Source organism: Ralstonia pickettii (assembly GCF_001699815.1).
Lineage (GTDB): Bacteria > Pseudomonadota > Gammaproteobacteria > Burkholderiales > Burkholderiaceae > Ralstonia > Ralstonia thomasii.
On sequence record NZ_MCGB01000029.1, the window covers coordinates 37,066 to 62,115 of the forward strand.

Consider the following 25,050-nt stretch of genomic DNA (forward strand, 5'->3'; position numbering starts at 1 on the left):
TCGTGTCGTCAACGGATCGAGAGCGCGAGCACCCGCCATGGAGACACCAGCCGCACGCCCCGCCAGCCTTGTCGTTGAGCCCCGCCACGGCGGCCAGATTCTTGTTGATGCACTGCTGGCCCATGGCGTCGACATGGCCTTCGGCGTGCCCGGCGAGAGCTACCTGTCTGTGCTCGAAGGCTTTTATCAGCGCCGCGACCGCGCACGCTTCATCGTCTGCCGGCAAGAGGGCGGTGCGGCCAACATGGCGGATGCGTACGGCAAGCTCACCGGCCGCCCCGGCATCGTCTTCTGCACGCGCGGGCCGGGCGCCACCAACGCCAGCATTGGCGTACACACTGCGTTTCAGGACTCCACGCCGCTGATCCTGTTCATCGGCCAGGTCGGCCGCGATTTCGTCGACCGGGAAGCGTTTCAGGAAATCGACTACCGCCGCATGTTCGGCCAGATGGCCAAGTGGGTCGCGCAGATCGATAGCGTCGAACGCATCCCCGAATACATCGCACGCGCCTTCCAGACTGCCACCGCCGGCCGCCCCGGCCCGGTTGTGCTGGCGCTGCCCGAAGACATGCTGACCGACGTCGCCACCGTGGCTGATGTGCCGCCCGAGGTGGCAACGAAAGCCCGCGCGATGGCGTGGCCCAGCCCGCATGATCTTGCCCGGCTGAAGACGCTGCTGCAGGACGCCGAGCGCCCGATGCTGCTGCTGGGCGGTTCCGGCTGGACGCCGCAAGCCGCCGCCCGCATGCAGGCCTTTGCCGAGCGCTGGAATCTGCCCGCAGGCTGCGTGTTCCGTCGGCAAGACCTGTTCGACAACCGCCACCCCAATTACGCCGGTGATGTCGGTATCGCCATCAACCCGAAGCTCGCGGCGCGCGTGAAAGACGCCGACGTCGTGCTTGCCATCGGCACACGCCTGGGCGAAATGACGACCTCGGGCTACACGCTCTTCGATGTGCCGCGCCCGAAGCAGACGCTCGTCCACGTGCACGCCGGTGCGGAAGAGTTGGGACGCGTCTACCAGGCTGATCTGATGATCCACGCGTCGATGCCCGCGATTGCCGAAGCGCTGGATGGCGTGTCGCCTGATGCGCCGCCGCGTTGGTCCGCCTGGACAGAAGCCGCCAATGCCGATTACCGCGCCAACATCGTGCCACCGCCGTTTGGCGGCAAGGGCATCGACATGGCCCGCGCCATGCAATGGCTGCGCGAGCGCCTGCCTCGCCACAGCATCTTGACCAACGGCGCAGGCAACTACGCCACGTGGCTGCATCGCTTCTATCAATACGGTGCGCTGGCGGCAGGCTCGCGAACGCAACTCGCCCCCACGAGCGGGGCGATGGGCTATGGCGCCCCCGCTGCGGTGGCCGCCAAGATCGTCAGCCCCGACACGCCCGTCATCTGCATGGCCGGTGACGGTTGCTTCCTGATGAACGGCCAGGAACTGGCGACCGCCATGCAGTACAACGCGCCGGTGATCTTCATCGTGGTCAACAACGGCATGTACGGCACCATCCGCATGCACCAGGAACGCGAGTACCCCGAGCACGTGAGCGGTACCGAGCTGCGCAACCCGGACTTCGCCGCATTGGCCAGAGCCTACGGCGCCGAAGGGCATACGGTGCGCTCGCTTGAAGGCTTCCAGTCTGCGGTGGAGACGGCACTTGCCGCGCTTGTGGCGAGCATCATCGAAGTGCAGACCGATCCGAACATCATCAGCCCACGCGCGACGATCGATTCGTTGCATGCACAGTCACGCAGTTGATTCCGCTTTCATTTCTTGTTTTCGCCAACGCCCATCCACCATTGCCATGACGATGATTCCCGTAACTGACTTGTGCGACATGCACGAAGACAAGCTGGTGTATGGAAGCCTGCGCGTGCTCACGCCGGTGTTCCGCAGCTTCGGCAAGCGCGCCGCGTTTGCCGGCCCGGCTTCCACGCTCAAGGTGTTTGAAGACAACGGCCTGGTACGCGCCGCGCTGGAAGAACAGGGCGCCGGCCGCGTGCTGGTGATCGACGGGGGTGGCTCGCTGCGCTGTGCGCTGGTGGGCGGCAACCTCGGCAAGCTGGCCGAAGAGAACGGTTGGGAAGGGATTCTGCTCAACGGCTGCGTGCGCGATACGCGCGAGCTGGCCGAATGCAACGTCGGCATTCACGCCCTGGCCGTGCATCCGCGCAAGAGCATCAAGAAAAACGCCGGGCAGCGCGAAGTCGGCGTGCAGATGCCGGGCGCTTACATCCAGTCTGGCGAGTGGATCTATGCCGATGAAGACGGCGTGCTGGTTTCGCAGGACATGCTCGAATGACCCGCGCCAATGCCATCCACGTATTCGTCTACGGCACGCTGCGGGCCGGTGAGGCGAATGATTTGCGCGTTGCCGCGGCCAAGCGTGGCATTCCCGAACCGGAGCTGCTCGGTACCGCCACGTTGCACGGCCGTCTGTACGACTTTGGTGCGTACCCCGGCCTCGTGCTGGACCCGACCGGCACCGCCGTACGTGGCGATGTATATCGCATCGATGCGGCGCTCGTTCCCGTGCTGGACGAGATCGAAGAGGTCTACCCCGGCGGCGATGCGCTGTTCCTGCGGGAGAACCACGCCGTCGTCATGCTGGGCAGCGAACCGGTCGACTGCATTGTCTATCCGGTCAGCCCGCAGCACATTGCGGGGCGCCCCGTCATCACGGGCGGAGATTGGGTGGCGCATCGACTGTCTCGAGGCTGATTCCGATTTTGAGGGGGAGGGGCGCGCGATATAATTCGCGCGCTGTTCATTCGAGCAGCCGGGTTTAGCAGCCCACCAGATGTGCCATCTAGACGGACAATGTCCGGTGCTTGCACACGCCTATGCTTCATGGCGGGCCGGGCGGTGAGACCTTCGGGTCTGCCGGTTTCTAGATGGCCGGTCTGCTAACGCCGTCGTCAGGCCCGCCACCCTCGTTTAGCAGCGAGCGGCTGGCCTCTTCATCTAGGAGACGTCATGTCTATCGCATCAAGCGGGCATCGCCCCGCGTCTTATCCTTCCCCACCGTCTTGCATCCCCTGGCATCCGTTTTACGGAGGTGCACGTTGAACGCGCTACGGCACTACCAATCGGGCGCCCTCGCAGCCAAGGATTTTCTTTGCCGTACGCACGTTGATGCGCGTGCCGGCCGGCCCTTTGTGGCTATGCGGCTACGCTCGAAAATCGACGGCATCACGCATGCCCTGCCGCGCGAGTTTCGGGCCGGTTTCATCGATGCGATCTATGTGTTCTTAGCGGCGGCCCTGCAAGGCAAGGCGCCCGATCTTCTGCAGTGGGACGTTTTGGCGGACGTAGAGCGGGCGTCCTGATTCCCCACACTTATCCTTCACCATCCCGAACGCCGCACCTGCGGCGTTTTTTGTGGCACCGCGATGTGATGGAGAGATATCCACGATTTTTCATAATGCGGAAAGGGGTTTTGGTCCGCAAAAATTCGTACCGCGCGGCACCATCCCTGCCTTTCATGATAGAAAAAATCTTTCCGTATCATGAAATATGGTTCATAAGTATTTGAAAAATAAAGAATAAAAAGTTTTGCCTGTACACATGTTCTCCTTGTTGCGCTGCACCCGCCCTTTCTACACTCTTATATAAGACATATGACTTGAGCCAACCAGCAGCGCCCCAAGAAGGCGCCAGCGGCTCAAGGCGCAGAGTGAGATACCGGTTTTTATTTGATGGATGCGATCAAACAGGAGAGTGCGATGTCACGCGAACTCGAAGTGCAAAAGCTGCAGAAGGAATGGGATACCAACCCGCGTTGGAAGGGCATCAAGCGTGGTTACACCGCTGAAGATGTCGTGCGCCTGCGTGGTTCGCTGCAGATCGAACATACGCTGGCCAAGCGTGGTGCCGAAAAGCTGTGGAACCTGATCAACAACGAACCCTTCGTCAACGCCCTGGGCGCACTGACGGGCAACCAGGCCATGCAGCAGGTCAAGGCCGGATTGAAGGCGATCTATCTGTCGGGCTGGCAGGTTGCGGGCGATGCCAACAGCAACGGCGAGATGTATCCGGACCAGTCGCTGTACTCGGTGGACTCGGTGCCCAAGGTCGTGAAGAAGATCAACAACACCTTCCAGCGCGCTGACCAAATCCAATGGTCGGAAGGCAAGGACGACATCGACTTCTTCGCCCCGATCGTGGCGGACGCAGAAGCCGGTTTCGGCGGCGTGCTGAACGCGTTCGAACTGATGAAGGCCATGATCGAGGCTGGAGCCGCGGGCGTGCACTTTGAAGACCAGTTGGCCGCCGTGAAGAAGTGCGGCCACATGGGCGGCAAGGTTCTGGTGCCGACCCGTGAAGCCGTGAGCAAGCTCGTCGCCGCGCGTCTGGCTGCCGACGTGATGGGCGTGCCGACCGTGCTGATCGCCCGCACCGACGCAGAGGCGGCGGACCTGTTGACTACCGATGTGGACGAGAACGACAAGCCGTTCTGCACCGGCGAGCGCACCGTCGAAGGCTTCTACCGCACCAAGCCCGGTCTGCAGCAGGCCATCTCGCGCGGTCTGGCCTACGCAGAAGTGGCTGACCTCGTGTGGTGCGAAACCGGCAAGCCGGATCTGGAATACGCCAAGAAGTTTGCGGAAGCCATTCACGCCAAGTTCCCGGGCAAGATGCTGGCCTACAACTGCTCGCCGTCGTTCAACTGGAAGAAGAACCTGGACGACGTCACGATCGCCCGATTCCAGAAGGAGCTTGGCGCAATGGGCTACAAGTTCCAGTTCATCACGCTGGCCGGTTTCCACGCCCTGAACTACTCGATGTTCAACCTGGCCTACGGCTATGCCCGCAACCAGATGAGCGCTTTCGTGGAGCTGCAAGAGGCCGAATTCAAGGCGGCGGAAAAGGGCTTCACCGCGGTGAAGCACCAGCGCGAAGTCGGCACGGGCTACTTCGATGCCGTGACGCAGACCATCGAACGCGAGGCGTCGACCACGGCGCTCAAGGGCTCGACGGAAGACGAACAATTCTTCGAAGAAACGGCGCAAGCCAAGAAGGTTGCCTGAGGCTGCCGACGCATCCGGCACCTAGGTATCCGGGCCGGCCGTGCTGACCACACGCCGGCCTCTCGAACCGCGCTTCCTCAACGGCGCGGTTTTTTTTTCGTTTTGGCTGATAAAAAAAGAGAAGCCGCCCGGGGCGGGGCGGCTTGCGTAGCGTGAGCGCCGCGGGCTTCAGCGATAGACGATCACCGGAATCTCGGTATGCGTGAGCACCTTCTGCGTTTCGCTGCCGAGCAGCAGCCCGGCCAACCCGCGCCGGCCGTGCGAGGCCATGAAGATGACGTCGCAGCCATGGCGTTCGGCCGCGTCGATGATGCCCATGTACGGGACGGCGAAGCAGCTCATGTCGGTGTCGCAGCGAATACCAGCGCTGACGGCGGCGTCCTCCACGTCCTTGAGGACCACGCGGGCCTGCGCTTCGACCCGCTCCTTGAACGCCTGCGGTGTCTCCACAACGATCTCGGAGAACGGCGTGTACGGGTATTCCTCAAGGCAGGTGTAGGCCGTCAGGCGCGCGCCCAGCGTCTTGGCAAAGTCGAGCGCGCCCGCCACCGCCTTGCGCGACAGCTCGGAACCATCGGTGGGGATGAGGATGTGCTGGAACATGCGGCCTCCTGAGGTGGTATGCGGGAAGATGTTCTTGTCTTGATTGTAGGCCGCATGCGGCGTTTCACCCACTCGGGGTGATTGCTAATCCATCCCGATCAAGGCGTCTGCCCGGCGCCAGTAGGCCGGGTTGCCATACGTGTTCTTTAGAAAATCGATAAAAAGACGCACGCGCAGCGGCAGATGCTTGCGCTGCGGAAACACCGCATGGATGCCAATCGGCGGCGCTTCAAAGGCATCGAGCACCGTGACCAGCTTGCCCGTGGCAATGTCGTGTCCGACCTCCCACCATGAGCGCCACGCCAGGCCATAGCCTTGCAGGCACCACTCGCGCAGCACGGCGCCGTCGGTGCATTCCATCGTGCCCGACACCTTGACGGTGACGGCCTTGCCGCCTTGCTGGAAGACCCAGCCGCGCTGCACGTTGGCACTGGCGCCAAAGGCCAGACAGTTGTGCGTCGAAAGCTGCTCCACCTGCGTTGGAACGCCGCGGCGCTCCAGGTACGACGGCGCAGCCACCACCACGCGGCGGTTTTCCCACAGGCGGATCGAAACGAGGCTCGAATCGGGCAGGTCGCCCAGGCGGATCGCGCAATCGAAGCCTTCGTTGACCAGGTCGACGACACGGTCGCCCAGGTCCAGCGTCATCGAGACATCGGGATGCGTCTCGATGAAGTCCGGCACCATCGGCGCGACATGGCGGCGGCCAAAACCGGCCGGGGCGGTCACGCGCAGGTGCCCGCTGGCTTTTACGCCACCGGCCGAGACGCTGGCCTCGGCGTTGTGCAGGTCATTGAGAATACGTTGGCAATCTTCCAGGAACGCCGATCCCTCGAACGTGAGGGTGATGCGCCGCGTGGTGCGCACGAGCAGCTTTACGCCCAGGCGCTCCTCCAGCGCGTCGATGCGGCGCCCGATGATGGCAGGCGCCACGCCCTCCGCGGCGGCGGCGGCGGACAAGCTGCCGCGTGTGGCGACGGCGACAAAGGTTTCGAGCTGCTTGAAATGATCCATGCCTGATGTATACCGTGGCAACCGGGGCCTGCGGGATTGTGACGAATATAAAGGTTATCACTCGTCATTCCATTGGTAAAAGTTAAAGATCAAGTGACCATTGCCGTCTTTGTGCGGTGCGTCAGCTTTTCTACAATGGCCCTCGTTGCGAAGGTCGGCAAGGCGTTCTGCGTAATGGAACGTACAAGCGGGTAGCCTTCGGGTCCGTGGAGCTTCTGATGCGTTCGATTCGGGCGGTGGTGTTCGATGCCTATGGCACGTTGTTCGACGTGTATTCCGTGGCCGCGCGCGCCGAGCAACTGTTTGCCGGCAAGGGCGAAGCACTGTCGGTGCTGTGGCGCGACAAGCAGATCGACTACACGCGCATCCGCTCGCTGGCCGGCCCCTCGGGTGAACACTACAAGCCGTTCTGGGACATCACCGTCGATGCGCTGCGCTATGCGGCGGCACGCCTGGGCGTAGAGCTTTCCGCCCACGACGAAGCCACGCTGATGCGCGAATATGCCTGCCTGTCGGCGTTTCCCGAGAACGTGCCCGCGCTGCGCCGCCTGCGTGAGATGGGCTTGCCGCTGGGCATCCTCTCCAACGGCAACCCGCAGATGCTCGACATTGCCGTGAAGAGTGCCGGCATGTCCGGGCTGTTCGATCACGTGCTGTCGGTCGACGCGGTCAAGCTCTACAAGACCGCGCCGCAGGCCTATGCGCTGGCGCCACAAGCGTTTGGTGTGCCGGCGGAACAGATTCTGTTTGTCTCGTCCAATGGCTGGGATGCCTGCGGCGCGACGTGGTACGGCTTCACAACGTTCTGGATCAACCGCCTGGGGCATCCGCCCGAGGCACTCGACGTGGCGCCTACCGCGGCCGGCCACGATATGCGCGATCTGCTGCAGTTCGTGCAGGCAACACAAGCGACGTAAGGCATTGCATTGAATCGGCCCAGTCATAGGGCCAAAGTAAGACCAAAGCGCGTTCAACCCTCACATCATCCTCTGGAGAACAACCATGGCGCTCACGCTGCCCCAAGGCATGGAGATCAAGGCTGAGATTCTGCCGGCCTATGAAGACATTCTGACCCCCGAAGCGCTGGCGCTGGTCGCCAAGCTGCACCGTGCCTTCCAGCCGCGTCGTAAAGAGCTGCTGGCTGCCCGTGTCGAGCGCGCCAAGCGCCTGGACGCCGGCGAGCGCCCGGATTTCCTGCCGGAAACCAAGGCCGTGCGTGAAGGCGACTGGAAGGTTGCTCCGATCCCGCCGGCACTGCATTGCCGCCGCGTGGAAATCACCGGCCCGGTCGATGCCAAGATGGTCATCAACGCGTTCAACTCGGGCGCGGACAGCTACATGACCGACTTCGAAGATTCGAATTCGCCGAGCTGGCACAACCAGATCCAGGGCCAGGTCAACCTGAAGGCTGCCATTCGCCGCACGCTCACGCTGGAGCAGAACGGCAAGACCTACAAGCTCAACGACAAGATCGCCACGCTGCAGGTGCGTCCGCGCGGCTGGCATCTGGACGAGAAGCATGTGCTGATCGACGGCGAGCGCGTGTCCGGCGGCATCTTCGACTTTGCGCTGTTCCTCTTCCACAACGCAAAGGAGCAGATCGCGCGTGGCGCCGGCCCGTTCTTCTACCTGCCGAAGATGGAAAGCCATCTGGAAGCGCGCCTTTGGAACGACATCTTCGTGATGGCACAGAACGAGATCGGCCTGCCGCAAGGCACGATCAAGGCCACTGTGCTGATCGAAACCATCCTCGCCGCGTTCGAGATGGAAGAAATCCTGTACGAACTGCGTGAGCACAGCGCAGGCCTGAATGCCGGCCGTTGGGACTACATCTTCTCGTGCATCAAGAAGTTCAAGGTCGACAAGAACTTCTGCCTGGCCGATCGCGCCAAGGTGACGATGACCTCGCCGTTCATGCGCGCCTACGCGCTGCTGCTGCTCAAGACCTGCCACAAGCGCGGTGCGCCCGCCATCGGCGGCATGAGCGCGCTGATCCCGATCAAGAACGATCCGGAGAAGAACGCCATCGCCATGGCCGGCATCATCGGCGACAAGAAGCGCGATGCGACCGACGGCTACGATGGCGGCTGGGTGGCGCACCCGGGCCTGGTCGAGCCGGCCATGAAGGAATTCGTGGCAGTGCTGGGCGACAAGCCGAACCAGTTCGAGAAGCAACGCCCGGACGTGGAAGTGAAGGCTGCGGACCTGCTGGACTTCCAGCCGGAAACGCCGATCACCGAAGCTGGCCTGCGCATGAACATCAACGTCGGCATCCACTACCTGGGTGCCTGGCTGGCCGGCAACGGTTGCGTGCCGATCCACAACCTGATGGAAGACGCCGCCACGGCGGAAATCTCCCGCTCGCAGGTGTGGCAGTGGATCCGCTCGCCCAAGGGCAAGCTGGAAGACGGCACCAAGGTCACGGCCGAACTGGTGCGCAAGCTGATCCCGGAAGAATTGGCCAAGGTGAAGGAGACGGGCGCGGTGGGCCACTTTGACCGCGCTGCAGTGATCTTCGAACAGATGTCGACGTCGGAAGACTTTGCGGAATTCCTGACCCTGCCGCTGTACGAAGAAATCTAAAAAAAATCGCTCACAGTCCTACTGCGCGGCCCGATCTTGGCCCTGCGATGCTCGCCGTACTCATGTACGGCTGCGCTTCTCGCGCCAACCTCGGGTCGCTCGCTACGGACCGTGAACGATTTTTAAGCGACGCTTAAAGTGCGCAACGGAAACGCCGGTTGGGGCAACCCGCCGGCGTTTTTTCATTTGGCGCAAGGTCGCCCGCGCCGCGCGATAATGTCACGAAATCTTGCGGAGGCCGCTTTGCGCTTTGAACACCTGGTGGAAGTCAACGATCCACTGAACCCCCTCATCGACACGCTCACCCTGAACCAGATCTGGCAAGGTCTGGTGCTGCGCGTGCGCGAGCAAACCGAATTTGTCGAAAGCCTGGACGCATGCATCATCACCGCTGAAGGTGACGGCTGGGTCGAGCGCGAACTCGTCTTCGGCAAGGCGCGCATCCAGGATCGCGTGACGCTCGAGCCGCACAAGCGCGTGACCTACACCACGGCAGCCACCGGCGAACACGCCGGCGGGTCGCTGACGATGACAATCGAGAGCAACGAGGCCAACGCCGCGTTCATCCGCTTCGTCTACGACACGACGCTGCCCAATGCCGATGAAACCGGCGACACGCGCTACGCCGAGATCGTCAAATCCGCCTACCGCGAATCCGACATCGACACCGTACGCCGCATCCGGGAGATCGCCGCCACCGGCCGCCTCGGCTGACGTGTCTTGCCCGGCCGGCGCTGGAGGAGGCGCCGGCCGGGTTTGCTCTGCCTGCACCCTGGTCGTCTCACACATCACGACAACGAGACCATGACGACATTCACGCCCACCCTGGAGGCGCTGCGCGCGCGTTACGGCGAGCGCTTCAAATGGCTCGTTCTCTTCACGCTGATGGTGGGTGCGGTGTCGTCCGTCATCTCCGCCACGATCGTGAACGTGGCGATTCCCGACCTAAGCCGGCATTTCGTGCTCGGGCAGGAACGCGCGCAGTGGGTATCGGCCAGCTTCATGGTGGCGATGACGTTGTCGATGCTGCTGACACCGTGGCTGCTGCTGCGTTTCGGGCTGCGTCGCACGTTTATCGGCGCGTTGCTGCTGCTGGGCGTCGGCGGGCTGGCGGGTGGCCTGTCGCCCAATTACGAAGTAATGATCGCCATGCGCGTCGTGGAAGGGATTGCGGCCGGCATCATGCAGCCGCTGCCCAACATCCTGATCCTGCGCGTGTTTCCCGAGCGCGAGCAGGGCAAGGCGTTCGGCCTGTTCGGCTTTGGTGTTGTGCTCGCGCCGGCCGTGGGCCCGAGCGTGGGCGGTTTCCTGGTGGAATTGTTCGGCTGGCGCTCGATCTTCTTCGTGGTGATGCCGTTCACGCTGATCGGCTGGGCGATGGCGCGGCGCTTCATGGCCATCAACTCGTCGATGGCAGGCGAGCCCAAGCCGCTCGATTGGCGTGGCCTGCTGCTAATCGGCGGTGCGACCGTCACGCTGCTCAACGGACTGGTCGCGCTGCATGGCGATGCTGCGCACGGCATAGTGCTGATGCTCGTGTCGGGCGTGTGCCTGGCGGGCTTCGTGTTCTGGCAGCGGCGGGTGGAGTCGCCGTTGCTGAACCTGCGGCTGTTCAGCTACCGGCAGTTTGCGATGGGGGCAGTCGTGGCTTTCATCTACGGGGCAGGGCTGTACGGTTCGACGTACCTTGTGCCCGTGTATATGCAGGTGGCGCTGGCCTATGCGCCGTCGCGCGCCGGGCTGGTGCTGCTGCCGGCCGGCCTCGTGCTGGCCGTGACGATCATGCTGGCGGGGCGCCTGACCAATCGCATCGAGCCTTTCCGACTGGTGTCGTTCGGGCTGGCGGCCCTGGCGCTGTCGTTTTTCCTGATGGCCACCAACACCCGGGCAACGAGCTATCTGCTGCTGATCGCCATCGCCGTCATCGGGCGGGTTGGGCTCGGTTTCGTGCTGCCATCGCTGAGCCTTGGCGCCATGCGCGGTGTTGATTTCACGTTGATCCCCCAAGGCTCCAGCGCCGTCAATTTCCTGCGCCAATTAGGCGGGGCGATCGGTGTGTCGGCTACGGGCATTTTTCTGCAATGGCGGCTCGCCACGCGGGGTATCGAAACGGTGCACGGTGCGGCAGTTGACCCCGAAGCTCGCATCCTGGCCTTTGACGAGACCTTCGTCTTTCTCGGGACGCTGTGCGCACTGGCCGTGCTGGCTGCATGGCGCATGCGCCGCCGCGAGCTGCCGTCCGCCATTCCTGCAGCGCAATAAAAAACCGGGCACGGGGCCCGGTTCTTCGTTGGCGATTCGACGATCAGGTCGTTGCGCCGCTCTTCAGTTCTTCGACGAGGTCGACGTACTTTTGCTTGGCTTCGTCCTGCGACGTGCCTTTCAAGCCTTCCCACGCCTCAAACTTGTAGCGCCCGACGATGTCGGTAAAGCCCGGCTTGTCGCCGTGCGCGTCGCCTTCGGCGCCTTGCTTGTACAGCGCGTACAGACGCAGCAGCGTCATGTTGGCGGGGCGCTCGGAGAGGCCCTTGACGTCGATTTGGGCTTGGTCGAAACGGGCTTGCAGGTCGCTCATGATGATTCCCGGCTGAAAACAATGGTCAGGCGATGATAGCGCCGGGGTTGGGCGGTCGGGCCGTTTGAATTCGAGGACGGCTTCGGTTTTCTGGTCGATTTTTCGCTCGGTTTCCCCGTCGGCGGCCACGGGTTTGCGCCTTCGGGCGCCACACCAGCCGTTACAATGCCGCCATGCCCTGGATTCTTGCTTTCGACACCTCCACCGAGTTCTGTTCCGTCGCCCTTGGTGACGGCACGCGCACGCTGTTCCGACATGAACACACTGGCCCGCGCTCCAGTAGCCGCGTGCTGCCCGCGGCCTCCGAATTGCTGGCCGAGGCGGGCATCGCCCTGGCCGATTGCGCGGCGATTGCCTTTGGCGCTGGCCCTGGTTCGTTTACTGGCCTGCGCACAGCGTGTGGCGTGGCGCAGGGTTTGGCCTTTGGTGCGGACTTGCCTGTCGTGCCGGTCAACTCGCTCGTCGCCTGCGCGGAACAGACGCGCGCAACATTGCCCACCGGCACAGCCGTGACCATCGCACTCGATGCGCGCATGGACGAGTGCTACTGGGCCAGCTTCGTGCCCGCCGATGCGGCGCAGGATGCCTCGGGGTGGCATGCGCTTTCCGCCATCCAGGTGAGCGGGCCGCAGAGCGTTGCCGCGCCGTCGCAGCGGTACTGGCTGGCAGGCAATGCCGCCGCGGTGTTCGGCGATCAGTTAAGCATTGCCGCAGGCGCCGAGGCTTTGTTGCCCGAAGTCGCGCCGCACGCCCGCGAGATCATCGCCGTGGGTCTGCGCCTTCTGGCAGCCGGCCATACGGTCCGACCCGAAGACGCGGCGCCGCTCTATGTGCGTGACAAGGTTGCGCTCACCATTGAAGAGCGGCAGGCGGTGCAGCTGGCCAAGGCCGCTGCAGCAGGTGCCCAGCCATGAGCCTGATCGAGAGCACGTTGGCCCGCGTCATCACGCAAGCGCCGTTGCCTGCGGGCTGGCGGGCGGAGCGCATGACGGCACTCGATGTGGCTGGCGTTGCGGCGCTCGAGCAGGTGGCGTTCACGTTTCCCTGGTCACGCGGCAACTTTGAGGATTCGCTCAAGTCCGGGCACCTCGGCATTGTGTTGCGTGATGGCGGCAACGAGGTCGCGGGCTACCTGATCCTCATGCCGGTGGTCGACGAGATGCACCTGCTCAACGTAACCGTTGCGCCGGCGTGGCAACAGCAAGGGCTTGGCCGTTGGCTGCTGCGCCTGGCCGCGGCGCTCACGTTGTCGCATGGCTTCGGCAGCCTGCTGCTGGAAGTGCGCCCCTCCAATACCGGCGCGATTGCGCTGTATCACCGTGTCGGGTTTGCCGAGATCGGCCGGCGCAAGCGCTATTACCCGGCCGAGAACAACGCGCGCGAAGATGCGCTCGTCATGCGCATGGTGTGCGAGGCGAGCGGGGTGGAGGCAGCATGAATCGTCGATCCCGAATGCTCGAAGCGCTGGGCGTTTCGACCGAATGGACCTTGCGCGGGGCTGAGCCGGCCGGGTTGGAGGCCGTCGAGGTCGCCGCCGCCGAGCCGGTTGCCGTAGAGGTGGAAGCCGATTCGTTTGTTGCGGCCGAGTCCGTGCCCGTGCGAGGTGAACCGCCTGTCATGCACGCGTTATCGGACACGGCTGCACCACGCGCCCAGCGCATCGCCGCGTTCGACTGGGCGCAGCTCGAAGCTGCCGTTTCCAACTGCACATCGTGCAAGCTCTGCGAGCGTCGCACGAACACCGTTTTCGGCGTTGGCGATCGCGAGGCGGAATGGATGCTGATCGGCGAGGCGCCGGGTGAGCAGGAAGACAAGCAGGGCGAGCCGTTTGTCGGCCAGGCCGGCAAGCTGCTCGACAGCATGCTGCGATCGATCGGCTTGTCGCGCGAGAAGGGCGTGTTCATCGCCAACGTGCTCAAGTGCCGCCCGCCCGGCAATCGGGACCCGGAGCCGGACGAAGCAGCGATGTGCGATCCGTATCTCAAGCGTCAGATTGCGCTGGTCAAGCCGCGCATCATCGTCGTGCTAGGCCGCGTTGCCGCGCAGAACCTGCTGCAGACGCAGACGCCTGTCGGCAAGCTGCGCGGCACGGTGCATGACGTGGAAGGCGTGCCCGTGGTGGTGACCTATCACCCGGCCTACCTGCTGCGTACGCTGACCGACAAGGCGCGTGCCTGGGAAGACCTCTGCCTGGCGCGTAAGATCTACGCGGAGCGCGGCGGCCAGTAGCTGTCCGCCGGCGGGGCGGGCACTGTGTCAGTGGTGCTTGTCTTCGCCGATGAGCGCGGCGGTGTGGAACAGTTTCTCGTTGATGCGATGCCGGCGCATGACCAGCGCCATCGTCAGGCAGACGAAGATGCCGAACGACACGATCACCACGCCCACCGACACATTGAGCTTGATGAGCAGCGCGTAGAGGCACAGCATCAGCAGCACCGAGACGTTTTCATTGAAGTTCTGCACCGCAATCGAGTGGCCGGCGGAGAGCAGCACGTGCCCGCGGTGCTGCAGCAGCGCGTTCATCGGCACCACGAAGAAGCCCGACATCGCACCCACGATCATCAGGAACAGGTAGGCGATCATCATGTACAGCGGCAGCTTCATGTGGCCGATGTGGAATGTGATTTCGGGAATCGTGTGCTTGGTGTAGAACGCCATCAGCATGACGACCGCGCCCATTGCCACGCCCACCGGCAACACGTCGAGCGACCGGCGCAGGGGGATCTTCACGGCGGCAGCCATGGCGCCCGCGGCCACCCCTACGGCGACCACGGCCTGCAGAATGGCACCCTGCGAGAGGTTCAGCTCCAGCGATTGCTCTGCCCACTTCAGCACGATGAATTGCAGCGTGGCGCCCGCTCCCCAGAACAGCGTCGTCACCGCCAGGGAAATCTGGCCCAGCCTGTCGTGCCACAGGGCGTTGAAGCAGTCGGCAAACTCGGAAATGAGACGTACCGGATTCTTTTCCTGCTGCGGATAGCGTGCGCCGGTATCGGGAATGCGCGTGTTGAACAGCGCCGCGATCAGGTAGATCACCATGATCACCAGCATGGCCGCTTCGGCCGGTGTATCGATGCGCTCAAGCCCAGGAATGTCGAACGACAGCAGCCATGCCGAGACATGGTTGGAGATCAAGGCCCCACCTAGCACGGTGCCGAGGATGATCGAGCCGACGGTCAGGCCTTCGATCCATCCATTGGCCGCGACCAGCTTTTCAGGGGGGAGGAGTTCGGTAAGGATGCCGTACTTGGCCGGCGAATATGCCGCCGCACCGAAGCCGACCACACCATAGGCGAGCAACGGATGCAGGCCGGTGAGCATCACGCCACAACCAACCAGCTTGATGGCATTGGTGATGAGCATCACCTTGCCTTTGGGGCGGGAGTCGGCAAATGCGCCCACGAAGGCGGCAAGTAGAACGTAAGAGAGTACGAAGAACAATTTGAGCAGCGGGGTCATCCACTGCGGCGCATGCATCTCTGTGAGAAGGGCGATGGCGGCAATGAGCAGCGCATTGTCAGCGAGCGACGAAAAAAACTGCGCCGCCATGATGGTGTAAAAACCCTTCTTCATACCTTCGAATTCGTCCCCGTAGACCGCGGTGCCATGTTCGTCTTCACGTCTTGCCGGCAGCGTGCCAGCACCCGGAAGCGCCCTCCGGGAGGTGCCGGCCAAGCGGTGCGTCGGCTGAGTGGCCGCGCAGCGCACAGGTGCGCGGTGGCGGCATTGAAGCCAGCGCCCGCGTGGGCTCCCCTGATTGTGGTTCCCTTGGACGGGGCCCGTTCGGTGCTGCAAGCCGCGCACCGCCGGACAACCGTGGGAATCTTCACTGACAGGCGTTCGGGCCATGCGTTCCGCCCGCAGTTTGTTTTGGTCTCGCCTGTTTGCATGCTCAAACCCGATGTGACGCCATCGCGCAAAGAGAAGTGGCTGGTGCCCAACTTTCCTCATGCTGGCTGCGCATCACGACGGTTTTCCCATGCCTAAATTGAACGGCTTTATATCATGAAACTTGTGCGCTTCCGGTGACGGCGGCGCACTTTCTTTCTGAGCATGCTGATGACAGGCGCGAACCAGTTGGTGTCCTGTGGTCAAATAGAACGCTCACCGCGTGAGGCCGGGCGCACCGGCCTCCGCACAGTCAATTTGCCTGTTGCACTGCAGCACCGACGCCGCGCCACGAGCGCGCCATCGCATTCACGTTTTGCAGGTTTGCCGTCATGCCAAGACCCATCCAGGCCGTCATCCACGGCCCAGCACTTGCCAATAATCTCCAGATTGCCCGCCGTCATGCGCCCAACTCGCGCGTGTGGGCTGTCGTCAAAGCCAACGCGTACGGCCACGGTATCGAACGCGTGTATGAAGGCCTGCGCCAGACCGACGGTTTCGGTCTGCTCGATCTGGACGAGGCCGTCCGCCTGCGCCAACTCGGCTGGCAGGGGCCGGTCCTCCTGCTCGAAGGCTTTTTCAAGCCGGAAGACCTGGCCATCGTCGAGCAGTACCGCCTGACGACCACCGTCCACTGCGAAGAGCAACTGCGCATGCTGGAACTGGCGCGCCTGAAAGGGCCCACCAGCGTGCAGCTCAAGATCAATACGGGCATGAGCCGACTCGGCTTCGCGCCCGCCGCCTACCGCGCCGCATGGGAGCGCGCCCGCGCCATTTCAGGCGTCGGCACGATCGTCCACATGACGCATTTTTCGGATGCCGACGGCCCGCGTGGCATCGAGCATCAACTCGCGGCGTTTGAGCGCGCCACGCAAGGTTTGCCGGGCGAAGCGTCGCTGTCCAACTCCGCGGCCACGCTGTGGCATCCGAAGGCGCATCGCGACTGGGTGCGCCCAGGCGTGATCATGTACGGCGCATCGCCGACGGGCGTGGCGGCGGATATTGACGGCACAGGCCTGATGCCCGCCATGTCGCTCAAGAGCGAGCTGATCGCCATCCAGGATCTGCAGCCGGGCGCGACGATCGGTTACGGCTCGCGCTTTACCGTGGAGCACCCGATGCGCATCGGCGTCGTCGCGTGCGGTTATGCCGACGGCTACCCGCGCCATGCGCCGGGCTGGGACGGCAACCATACGCCGGTGCTGGTCGACGGCGTGCGCACGCACATCGTGGGCCGCGTGTCGATGGACATGATCACCGTGGATCTGGCCGGCGTGCCCGAGGCGCGTGTCGGCACGCCCGTCACGCTGTGGGGCGAGGGCTTGCCGATCGACGACGTCGCACAGGCCTCCGGCACGGTTGGCTATGAGTTGATGTGCGCACTGGCGCCGCGCGTGCCGGTATTGGTCGAGCCCGTCGGCACGGCAGAGGCCGGCGACCTGGGCAAGGCTGCCTGAGCGCCGCATCGTTAATACAAAGATCAAGCGGCGGTCGCCCATGCGCGGCGCCGTAAGCAGGGGGTTGTTTGGCCAAGAGCAAGACGGTCTATACGTGCACCGAATGTGGTGGCACGGCACCGAAGTGGGCGGGGCAGTGCCCGAATTGCCAGCAGTGGAACACGCTGGTGGAAACCGTCGCGCAGCCGACGTCCGGCGCCGGCGCGCGCTTCCAGTCGCTCGCCTCCAGCGCGACGGTGCGCAAGCTGTCGGACATCGACGCGGTGGATGTGCCGCGCTTCTCCAGCGGCATCGACGAATTTGACCGCGTACTGGGCGGTGGCCTGGTCAGCGGCGGTGTTGTGCTGATCGGCGGCGATCCCGGGATCGGCAAATCGACGCTGTTGCTGCAGGCGCTGTCCAACCTGTCGGCCGATCGGCGGGTGTTGTACGTGAGCGGCGAGGAGTCCGGCTCGCAGATCGCGCTTCGTGCGCGTCGCCTGGGCATCGAAAGCCCGAACCTTGCGCTGCTGGCGGAGATCCAGCTGGAGCGCATCCAGGCGACGATAGAAACGGAAAAGCCGGAAGTCGTCGTCATCGATTCGATCCAGACGCTGTATTCCGAGGCGCTGACCTCGGCGCCAGGCTCCGTGGCCCAGGTGCGGGAATGCGCGGCGCAGTTGACGCGCATTGCCAAGCGGCTGGATGTGACGACCATTCTCGTTGGCCATGTGACCAAGGAAGGCGCGCTGGCAGGCCCCCGTGTGCTCGAACACATTGTCGATACGGTGCTGTATTTCGAGGGCGATACGCATTCCGCCTACCGGCTGGTGCGGGCGTTCAAGAACCGTTTCGGCGCCGTCAACGAGCTGGGCGTGTTTGCGATGACGGAGCGCGGCCTGCGTGGCGTGGCGAATCCGTCGGCGCTCTTCCTGTCGCAGCACGAACAGGTGGTGCCGGGCTCGTGCGTGCTGGTGACGCAGGAGGGCACGCGGCCGCTGCTGGTGGAAATCCAGGCGCTGGTGGATACGGCCAACGTGCCGAACCCGCGCCGCCTGGCGGTGGGCCTGGAGCAGAATCGGCTGGCGATGTTGCTGGCGGTGCTGCACCGCCACGCCGGCATTGCGTGCTTTGACCAGGACGTGTTCCTGAACGCGGTGGGCGGCGTGAAGATTACCGAGCCCGCGGCGGACTTGGCGGTGCTGTTGGCGATCCATTCGTCGATGCGCAACAAGGCGCTGCCGCGCGGGCTGGTCGTGTTTGGGGAGATCGGCCTTGCCGGGGAAATCCGCCCGACGCCGCGCGGTCAGGAGCGGTTGAAGGAAGCGGCCAAGCTGGGCTTCTCGATTGCCGTGATCCCGAAATCCAACGCCCCGAAGCAGGCAATCGATGGGCTGGAGGTCATTGCCGTCGAGCGCATTGAACAGGCCATCGATCGGGTGCGGGCGCTCGAGGCTTGAACGTTCAAAATTTCACTACGGTATCGCTCGTGCCATTTGAAAATGCGTGTGCCGTTGCGGTGCGATAATCCGCCAACTTTTCTCCACGACTCCTCTGTACTGACGCCGCCATGCAAGCCAACTCGCGCGCCTTTTTCCTGCTGATTGCCGTGATCTCCTTCGGGGTGGTCGGCTATGCGCTGTACCTGCAGCACGTCGAGGGGCTGCAGCCGTGCCCGCTGTGCATCCTGCAGCGGTTTGCTTTCCTGGGCATTGGTGTGTTCTCGCTGCTGGCGGCCCTGTCGTCGGCCACGCGGCTGCTGTGGCACGGGCTGGCGATGCTGTCCGGGCTGGCCGGCCTGTGTGTGGCGGGGTACCACGTATCGCTGCTGCTGAACCCGAAGGCAACGTGCGGGATCGATCCGATTGAGAACTGGGTCAACGCGCTGCCGACTGCCAAATGGTTGCCGCAGGTGTTCGAAGCCGATGGCCTGTGCGTCGGGCCGATGCCGCCGGTGCTGGGCCTGTCGGTGCCGGTGTGGTCGCTGATCTGGCTGGTGATTCTGTCGCTGACGCTGGTGGTGGGGATGATCCGCCGCGAGCGCCGCTAACCCAGAGCCGCAGATCATGCAACGCGTGCTGGTGAGTGCCTGCCTGCTGGGCCAGCCGGAGCGCTATGACGGCGGCACGGTCGCCACCGAGGGCGGCATCCTGGCGCGCTGGCAGATGGAAGGGCGTATCGTGCCGATGTGCCCGGAGATGGCCGGCGGTTTGCCGGTGCCGCGTCTGCCCGCGGAAATTCACGGCGAGGGGGGGGCGCGGCGGTACTGCGCGGCGCAGCCCGTGTCGTCGAACACCACGGCCACGATGTCACCCAAGCGTTTCTCGAAGGCGCGCAACGCGCACTGGAAGCGGCGCAGGCGGCCGGCGTGCAAGTCGCCGTGCTTACCGAGCGGAGCCCGTCTTGCGGTTCTGCGTTTCTCTACGACGGGACGTTTTCCAGCCAGTTGCAGGAAGGCGAGGGCGTGACGGCGGCGCTGCTGCGCCAACATGGCATCCGCATATTCAGCCAGCACCAGCTGGAAGAAGCCGGGCGGCTGCTCGATGCGCTCGACGCGCAGGATCGCGCCGATTCGTCAATCGGCAAACCGTAGCGGCAAGGCAAGCTGCACGGGCTCGCCGTTCTCCTTCACCACGCTGTTGCGCTCGACAAAGAGCGGATGTTGCAGCGCTTCTTCCATGCGCAGCACGGGCGTGACACAGCAATCGGCATCGGCAAAACGCGCGGTCCATTCGGCTTGGGTGGCGGTCAGGAAGCGCGCAGCAAGTTCGTCGCGAATGGCGCGTGCGTCATCGCCGCCGACGCGCTGGCCGAGCGCCCAGTGCCGCTCTTTCCATTCGGGCTTTTCGATGACATCGCACATCGCCTGCCAGAACTTCAATTCGAGCGCGCCGACGGCCATGAAGCGATCGTCCGCCGTGCGATATACGCCGTAGCACGGCACGCCGCCATTGAGCAGATCGGTGCCCGCGGGGCTGGCCTTGCCGCGCGTGCCGACGGCAAAGAACGCCATCAGGTTGTGCGCGAACACCGAATCCGTCATCGATACATCGACGTAGCGGCCGCGGCCCGTGGCGCGCGCGTCGACCAGCGCAGCCAGGATGCCGACCACCGCCGTGAGCGCGCCGCCCAGCAGGTCGCCGATCTGCACGTTCGGGACGATGGGCGTGCCATCCGCGCTGGCAAGCTGATCGAGCATGCCCGCATAGCCGACGTAGTTGATGTCGTGGCCGGCGGCTTGCGCGAGCGGGCCGTCCTGGCCGTAGCCGCTGATGGAACACATGACGAGCGCGGGGTTGGCCGCGCGCAGCGTGTCCCAGCCGACCCCGAGGCGCGCCATGACGCCAGGGCGGAAGCTTTCGATCAGCACATTGGCGTGGCGTACGAGTTCGATGAGCGCGTCGCGGTCTTCGGCGCGTTTCAGGTCGAGCCGCATTTCGGTCTTGCCGCGATTGAGCGAGCGGAAGAACAGGCTCGGGCGTTCGGCCGCGCGGTCAGCGGAGGTGCGCATCATGTCGCGGGCGTAGTCGCCGGGGCCGGGGTCTTCGATCTTGATGACTTCAGCGCCGAGGTCGGCCAAGTGCCGCGTGGCGGCCGGGCCGGGCAGCAGGCGCGTCAGGTCGAGCACGCGCACGCCGGCCAATGGCTGGTGCGTGGCGGTGTCCGGCGAGGGCGATGTCATCAACAGGTCTCCTTGGCCGGACGCGCCAGCCTCAATTGATTTGTTCGAGTTGTTCGTGCAGCTCGAGCCAGCGTTCTTCCAGCTCGTCGAGTTCGGCGTTCAGTTCGGCCTGGCGGCGCAGGCTTTCCATCATGCGCGCCTTGTTGGCTTCCTCATACGCTACCCCGTCGGCGAGGAAGGCTTCGAGTTCCGCCTTTTCCTTCTGCAACGGTGCCATGCGTTTTTCAATGGCATCGACGTTCTTTTGCAGCGGCTTGCGTAGCGCATTCAGGCGCTGACGTTCGGTGGCTTCTTCGCGCTTCTGATCGCGGCGGTTGGTGGCCGGCGCGCCATCCGCATCGGCCGGAGCAGCCTGTGCGCCGGCGGCTGCGCGCTTGGCCGCGGCTTGCTTGAGCAGCCAGTCGCGGTAGTCGTCCAGATCGCCGTCGAACGGGGCGACAGTGCCCTGGCCAACGAGCAGGAACTGGTCGGTCGTGGCGCGCAGCAGATGCCGGTCGTGCGAGACGAGGATCAGCGTGCCGTCGAACTGGGCGAGCGCCATCGTCAACGCTTCACGCGTGTCGAGATCCAGATGGTTGGTCGGTTCATCAAGCAGCAGCAGGTTGGGGCGCTGCCAGACGATCAGGGCGAGCGCCAGGCGCGCCTTCTCGCCGCCCGAGAACGGCTCGATGGGCGAGGTCGCCATGTCGCCGCGGAAGTTGAAGCTGCCGAGAAAGTCGCGCAGCTCCTGTTCGCGTACGTCGGGCGCCAGCCGCGCCAGATGCAGCAGCGGCGAGGCGTGGTCATCTAATGTTTCCAACTGGTGTTGGGCGAAGTAGCCGATCTGCAGGCCCTTGCCGCGCCGGATCGTGCCGGACAGCGGCGCCAGCGTCTCGGCCAGCGTTTTCACCAGCGTCGACTTGCCCTGGCCGTTGGCACCCAGCAGGCCGATGCGCTGGCCGGTCTGGATCGAGAACGTCAGGTGTTTGAGGATGGTGATCGGCTGGTCTTCGGTGGGCCCCGGATAGCCGCAATCGACGCCTTCAAACGTGAGCATCGGGTTGGGCGCCGCCTCAGGCTCGCGGAATTCGAACGAGAAGCCTGCCGCCGCATGCACGGGCGCGAGGCGCTCCATGCGCTCCAGCGCCTTGACGCGGCTCTGCGCCTGCTTGGCCTTGCTGGCCTTGGCCTTGAAGCGCGTGATGAACGATTCGAGATGCGCGATCTGCTTCTGCTGCCGTGCGTACGACGCTTCCTGCAGCGCCATCTGCTGCAGGCGCTGCGTTTCGAATTGCGTGTAGTTGCCGCCGTAGCGTTTGAGCTTCTGGTTCTCGATATGCAGCGTGACGTTGCACACGCCGTCGAGAAATTCGCGGTCGTGGGAAATCATCACCAGCGTGCCTGCATAGCGCGACAGCCAGTCTTCCAGCCAGACCACGGCGTCCAAATCCAGGTGGTTGGTGGGCTCGTCGAGCAGCAGCAGGTCGGACGGGCACATCAGAGCCTGGGCCAGATTCAGACGCATGCGCCAGCCGCCAGAGAAGCTCGCCACCGGTTGCGTCGTCTGCGCCATTGTGAAGCCGAGACCGAGCAGCAGCGCTTGCGCGCGCGCCGGGGCGGTGTAGCCGTCGGCATCGGCAAAGGCCGTGTGGGCTTCGGCTTGCGCGTGGCCGTCGTGCGCGGCTTCGGCCGCGGCGAGGCGGCGTTCGATGTCGCGCAGGCGGGTATCGCCGTCGAGCGTGTAGTCGAGCGCGCTGCGGTCGACTGCGGGCGTTTCCTGCGCCACGTGTGCGACCTGCCAGGTGGGCGGGATGGCGACTTCGCCGCCGTCGGCGTGCAGCTCGCCGCGCAGCATCGAAAACAACGTGGATTTGCCGCTGCCGTTCACGCCGACAAGGCCGACCCGTTCACCGGGGTTGAGAGTGGCGGTAGCGTGGTCGAACAGCACCTTGGTGCCGCGCTGGAGGACGAGGTCGTCGAATCGGATCACGAAAAACTGCGCTTGAAGGCAAATCGGAGAAGGGTGCGATTGTAGCGTGCTGCGTCGCACGATCCTGGCGCACCTGGGGCGTTTGGACTGGTGTATTGCACCGCGACGAGGCGGCACTCGCCCGCAACCTGTGCGGCGGCATTCGACCTAGGGAAAACCATAGGTCTTCATGAAAGTTTTTTTCTTTACACGGTCGATTCGTGAAAATACATTTACACAAAATTTTCACGGCCCAGGAACATGGCGAAATCCACCAGCAAGCGTACGGATGTGTCGAAAGGCGCATTTGCCGCCGATGCGACGGTCTCCGAGCGCATTGGGGCGGCCCTTGCCACGCTCACGCCCGCGCACCAGCGCATGGCGGAATACGTGCTGGCGAACCCGTTCCGCGCCGCCACCATGCGCATCGACGAGTTTGCCGCGGCGGTCGACATGTCGATTGCCACGGCCAACCGGTTCGCGCTGGCGCTGGGCTTTGACGGCTATCCGCAGTTCCGTGCCGGGCTGCTGCGCGGTTTCGAAGCGACGCTCGCGCCAGTGGAAAAGCTGCGCCACGAGCTGGCACGCCCGGCTACCAGCGCGGAGATCTTTGCCGCCTCGCTCAACGAAGACATCGCCAACCTTGATGCCACGCGCCGCATGCTCGACCCCGCAGCCTGCGAACGCGCGGTCGACGCCATCCTGGGCGCACAGCGCATCTACGTGATGGGCTTTGGCGCCAGCGGTTATCTGGCGGGGCTGCTGCGCCATGGGCTCGATCTGTACTGCGACACGGTGATCTCCGTTTCGCAGCCGGGCGGCGCATCGGATGCGGCACGCCAACTGCGCAAGATCGGGCCGAAGGATCTGCTGATCGCCATCGCTTTCCCGCGCTATGCGGCGGACACCATCACGCTGGCCAAGCAGGCCGGTAAGCAAGGCTGCCAACTGCTGGCGCTGACCGACAGCCCCACATCGCCGCTCGCGCCGCTGGCCGACATTGCGCTGTATGCGCGGCCGGAGCGGCAATTCTCCGCCACGTCCGACACGGCCGCCGTGGCGCTGTTCGAAGCGCTGTGCGGCGCGGTGGCGCATCGTTCGGCGCATTCGCTGGAATCGGCCGAACGCCTGACTGAATTCGTGCTGCCGTGGCTGCATACAGCCCCAGCGCCGCGCACCAATGACGCCCCGGGCGCCTCCGGCACACCGACAACCACCCGACGCGGCCGCAAACGCGCCGCTGAAAACTGATTGACATCGAGCCACGCATGACTACGCCCATCCTCGCCATCCACGGCGGCGCCGGCACCATCACCCGCACGGCCATGAGTGCCGACAAGGAAGCCGCTTACCAGCAAGCGCTGAACGACATCCTGGCCGCAGGGCAACGCATCCTTGTGGAAGGCGGTAGCGCCCTGGATGCCGTGACCGAAGCCGTGCGCCTGCTCGAAGAGTGCCCGCTGTTCAACGCCGGCAAGGGCGCGGTGCTTACCAGTGCCGGCACGTATGAACTCGATGCGTCGATCATGGATGGCGCCAGGCTGGCCGCCGGCGCAGTGACCTGTGTCAAGCGCCTGCGCAACCCGATCCTCGCGGCCCGCGCGGTGATGGAGCGCAGCGAACACGTGCTGTTCACCTCCGAAGGCGCCGAGGCTTTCGCGAAAGCGCAGGGCCTGGAGTTTGTCGAGCCGGACTACTACTACACCGAAGCGCGCTACGCCCAATGGCAGCGCGCCCGCCAGCAAGACGGCATGGCGCTGCTCGATCACGATGCCGCGTCGCTCGTGGCCAAGGAAGCTGCACCCATCGACCCGGACAACAAGTTCGGCACCGTGGGCGCCGTGGCATGCGACGCGCAAGGGCGCCTCGCGGCGGCCACCTCCACGGGCGGCGTGACCAACAAGAAGGTCGGCCGCGTGGGCGATACGCCCATCGTTGGCGCGGGTTGCTTTGCAAACAACGTGGCGGCGGTGTCGTGCACCGGCACGGGCGAGATGTTCATCCGCGCCGTGGCTGCCTACGACGTGGCCGCACAGATGGAATACGCCGGCAAGTCACTGGCCGATGCAACCGACGACGTGGTCATGCGCAAGCTCATGGCCATCAATGGCCGCGGTGGGCTGATTGCCGTAGACGCGAAGGGCAACGTCGCGTTGCCGTTCAACACCGAAGGGATGTACCGCGGGTTCGCACGCGGCGCGCAAGCGCCGGTTGTGTCGATCTATCGGTAAGAAGCCGAAGCCGCCAAGCAGGACAGCAGGAGATTTGTCGTGACAGCAACCAA

The 25,050-nt window shown here is 64.3% G+C and carries 23 protein-coding genes and 1 pseudogene; 18 read left to right on the forward strand and 6 right to left on the reverse strand.

From position 1 onward, the window contains the following. Window positions 1-37: 37 nt before the first annotated feature. The 5 genes from BEK68_RS05700 to aceA all read left to right on the forward strand — a co-directional run bounded on the left by BEK68_RS05700 (window position 38) and on the right by aceA (window position 5,037). Window positions 38-1,765: a thiamine pyrophosphate-binding protein gene (locus BEK68_RS05700; RefSeq protein WP_012435422.1), complete on the forward strand. Its 1,728-nt coding sequence runs from the start codon at window positions 38-40 to the stop codon at window positions 1,763-1,765. A gap of 46 nt (window positions 1,766-1,811) precedes the next feature. Further along, window positions 1,812-2,309, forward strand: a complete 498-nt coding sequence (gene rraA / locus BEK68_RS05705; RefSeq protein ID WP_004626570.1) for a ribonuclease E activity regulator RraA — start codon at window positions 1,812-1,814, stop codon at window positions 2,307-2,309. After that, window positions 2,306-2,728, forward strand: a complete 423-nt coding sequence (locus BEK68_RS05710) for a gamma-glutamylcyclotransferase family protein (protein ID WP_012435423.1) — start codon at window positions 2,306-2,308, stop codon at window positions 2,726-2,728. The genes rraA and BEK68_RS05710 overlap by 4 nt, the downstream gene beginning before the upstream one ends. A gap of 344 nt (window positions 2,729-3,072) precedes the next feature. Continuing rightward, a complete protein-coding gene (locus BEK68_RS05715; protein ID WP_024541673.1) occupies window positions 3,073-3,336 on the forward strand; it encodes a hypothetical protein in 264 nt (87 codons plus the stop codon). Between the two features lie 396 nt (window positions 3,337-3,732). Further along, on the forward strand, window positions 3,733-5,037 hold the full coding sequence (aceA, locus tag BEK68_RS05720; protein WP_004626576.1) for an isocitrate lyase: 1,305 nt from the start codon (window positions 3,733-3,735) through the stop codon (window positions 5,035-5,037). A gap of 168 nt (window positions 5,038-5,205) precedes the next feature. Here aceA and BEK68_RS05725 read toward each other — a convergent pair whose 3' ends face one another. Together BEK68_RS05725 and BEK68_RS05730 are read right to left on the reverse strand one after the other, a co-directional pair. Continuing rightward, entirely contained in the window at window positions 5,206-5,640 is a 435-nt protein-coding gene (locus BEK68_RS05725) for a universal stress protein (protein WP_004626578.1), read from the reverse strand. Between the two features lie 84 nt (window positions 5,641-5,724). Further along, window positions 5,725-6,654 carry a LysR family transcriptional regulator gene (locus BEK68_RS05730; protein WP_004626580.1) on the reverse strand — a complete coding sequence of 310 codons (930 nt, stop codon included), beginning with the start codon at window positions 6,652-6,654 and terminating at the stop codon, window positions 5,725-5,727. Window positions 6,655-6,872: 218 nt separating this feature from the next. On the opposite strand from BEK68_RS05730, the gene BEK68_RS05735 reads away from it, so the two are divergent. From BEK68_RS05735 to BEK68_RS05750, 4 genes are all read left to right on the forward strand, one after another. Beyond that, window positions 6,873-7,571 carry a haloacid dehalogenase type II gene (locus tag BEK68_RS05735; protein ID WP_004626582.1) on the forward strand — a complete coding sequence of 233 codons (699 nt, stop codon included), beginning with the start codon at window positions 6,873-6,875 and terminating at the stop codon, window positions 7,569-7,571. An 85-nt stretch (window positions 7,572-7,656) separates the two neighbouring features. Then, complete coding sequence (aceB, locus tag BEK68_RS05740; RefSeq protein WP_004626584.1) at window positions 7,657-9,237, forward strand: malate synthase A; 1,581 nt, start codon at window positions 7,657-7,659, stop codon at window positions 9,235-9,237. A 243-nt stretch (window positions 9,238-9,480) separates the two neighbouring features. Then, window positions 9,481-9,951 carry an SRPBCC family protein gene (locus BEK68_RS05745; RefSeq protein WP_009238279.1) on the forward strand — a complete coding sequence of 157 codons (471 nt, stop codon included), beginning with the start codon at window positions 9,481-9,483 and terminating at the stop codon, window positions 9,949-9,951. A 90-nt stretch (window positions 9,952-10,041) separates the two neighbouring features. Beyond that, on the forward strand, window positions 10,042-11,499 hold the full coding sequence (locus BEK68_RS05750) for a DHA2 family efflux MFS transporter permease subunit (protein ID WP_012435425.1): 1,458 nt from the start codon (window positions 10,042-10,044) through the stop codon (window positions 11,497-11,499). 43 nt (window positions 11,500-11,542) lie between these two features. Here BEK68_RS05750 and BEK68_RS05755 read toward each other — a convergent pair whose 3' ends face one another. Then, window positions 11,543-11,812 carry an acyl-CoA-binding protein gene (locus BEK68_RS05755; RefSeq protein WP_012435426.1) on the reverse strand — a complete coding sequence of 90 codons (270 nt, stop codon included), beginning with the start codon at window positions 11,810-11,812 and terminating at the stop codon, window positions 11,543-11,545. A gap of 173 nt (window positions 11,813-11,985) precedes the next feature. On the opposite strand from BEK68_RS05755, the gene tsaB reads away from it, so the two are divergent. Genes tsaB through BEK68_RS05770 form a run of 3 tightly spaced genes read left to right on the forward strand, consistent with a single transcriptional unit; the run spans window position 11,986 to window position 14,041 of the window. After that, window positions 11,986-12,726 (forward strand): tRNA (adenosine(37)-N6)-threonylcarbamoyltransferase complex dimerization subunit type 1 TsaB, encoded by a 741-nt coding sequence (gene tsaB, locus BEK68_RS05760; protein ID WP_012435427.1) that lies wholly within the window; start codon window positions 11,986-11,988, stop codon window positions 12,724-12,726. Next, the gene (gene rimI / locus BEK68_RS05765; RefSeq protein WP_004626595.1) at window positions 12,723-13,250 is read left to right on the forward strand and encodes a ribosomal protein S18-alanine N-acetyltransferase; all 528 of its coding nucleotides are present in this window, start codon (window positions 12,723-12,725) and stop codon (window positions 13,248-13,250) included. Before tsaB ends, rimI begins: the two co-directional genes overlap by 4 nt. Next, a complete protein-coding gene (locus tag BEK68_RS05770; RefSeq protein WP_004626597.1) occupies window positions 13,247-14,041 on the forward strand; it encodes a uracil-DNA glycosylase in 795 nt (264 codons plus the stop codon). Before rimI ends, BEK68_RS05770 begins: the two co-directional genes overlap by 4 nt. A 27-nt stretch (window positions 14,042-14,068) precedes the next feature. On the opposite strand, the gene lplT is transcribed toward BEK68_RS05770, so the two are convergent. Beyond that, window positions 14,069-15,385, reverse strand: coding sequence for a lysophospholipid transporter LplT (lplT, locus tag BEK68_RS05775; protein WP_004626599.1), 1,317 nt, complete (start codon window positions 15,383-15,385; stop codon window positions 14,069-14,071). A 647-nt stretch (window positions 15,386-16,032) separates the two neighbouring features. Here lplT and alr point away from each other — a divergent pair. The 4 genes and pseudogenes from alr (at window position 16,033) to BEK68_RS05795 (ending at window position 19,729) form a co-directional block, all read left to right on the forward strand. Beyond that, window positions 16,033-17,157 carry an alanine racemase gene (gene alr / locus BEK68_RS05780; protein WP_012435428.1) on the forward strand — a complete coding sequence of 375 codons (1,125 nt, stop codon included), beginning with the start codon at window positions 16,033-16,035 and terminating at the stop codon, window positions 17,155-17,157. Between the two features lie 68 nt (window positions 17,158-17,225). Continuing rightward, a complete protein-coding gene (gene radA, locus BEK68_RS05785; RefSeq protein ID WP_004626603.1) occupies window positions 17,226-18,596 on the forward strand; it encodes a DNA repair protein RadA in 1,371 nt (456 codons plus the stop codon). A gap of 110 nt (window positions 18,597-18,706) precedes the next feature. After that, on the forward strand, window positions 18,707-19,186 hold the full coding sequence (locus BEK68_RS05790; RefSeq protein WP_004626605.1) for a disulfide bond formation protein B: 480 nt from the start codon (window positions 18,707-18,709) through the stop codon (window positions 19,184-19,186). Between the two features lie 16 nt (window positions 19,187-19,202). Beyond that, window positions 19,203-19,729 (forward strand): annotated as a pseudogene (locus BEK68_RS05795) (DUF523 domain-containing protein). Here the strand turns inward: BEK68_RS05795 and BEK68_RS05800 are convergent. Next, window positions 19,712-20,818 carry a CaiB/BaiF CoA transferase family protein gene (locus BEK68_RS05800; RefSeq protein ID WP_012435430.1) on the reverse strand — a complete coding sequence of 369 codons (1,107 nt, stop codon included), beginning with the start codon at window positions 20,816-20,818 and terminating at the stop codon, window positions 19,712-19,714. The pseudogene BEK68_RS05795 and the gene BEK68_RS05800 overlap by 18 nt on opposite strands. 31 nt (window positions 20,819-20,849) lie before the next feature. After that, window positions 20,850-22,787: an ATP-binding cassette domain-containing protein gene (locus BEK68_RS05805; protein ID WP_012435431.1), complete on the reverse strand. Its 1,938-nt coding sequence runs from the start codon at window positions 22,785-22,787 to the stop codon at window positions 20,850-20,852. A gap of 240 nt (window positions 22,788-23,027) precedes the next feature. Here BEK68_RS05805 and BEK68_RS05810 point away from each other — a divergent pair, with 240 nt between their 5' ends. Both BEK68_RS05810 and BEK68_RS05815 read left to right on the forward strand, forming a co-directional pair. Continuing rightward, complete coding sequence (locus BEK68_RS05810; protein ID WP_012435432.1) at window positions 23,028-24,017, forward strand: MurR/RpiR family transcriptional regulator; 990 nt, start codon at window positions 23,028-23,030, stop codon at window positions 24,015-24,017. Window positions 24,018-24,034: 17 nt separating this feature from the next. Next, window positions 24,035-24,997, forward strand: coding sequence for an isoaspartyl peptidase/L-asparaginase family protein (locus BEK68_RS05815; RefSeq protein WP_004626616.1), 963 nt, complete (start codon window positions 24,035-24,037; stop codon window positions 24,995-24,997). The last annotated feature ends 53 nt before the right edge of the window (window positions 24,998-25,050 follow it).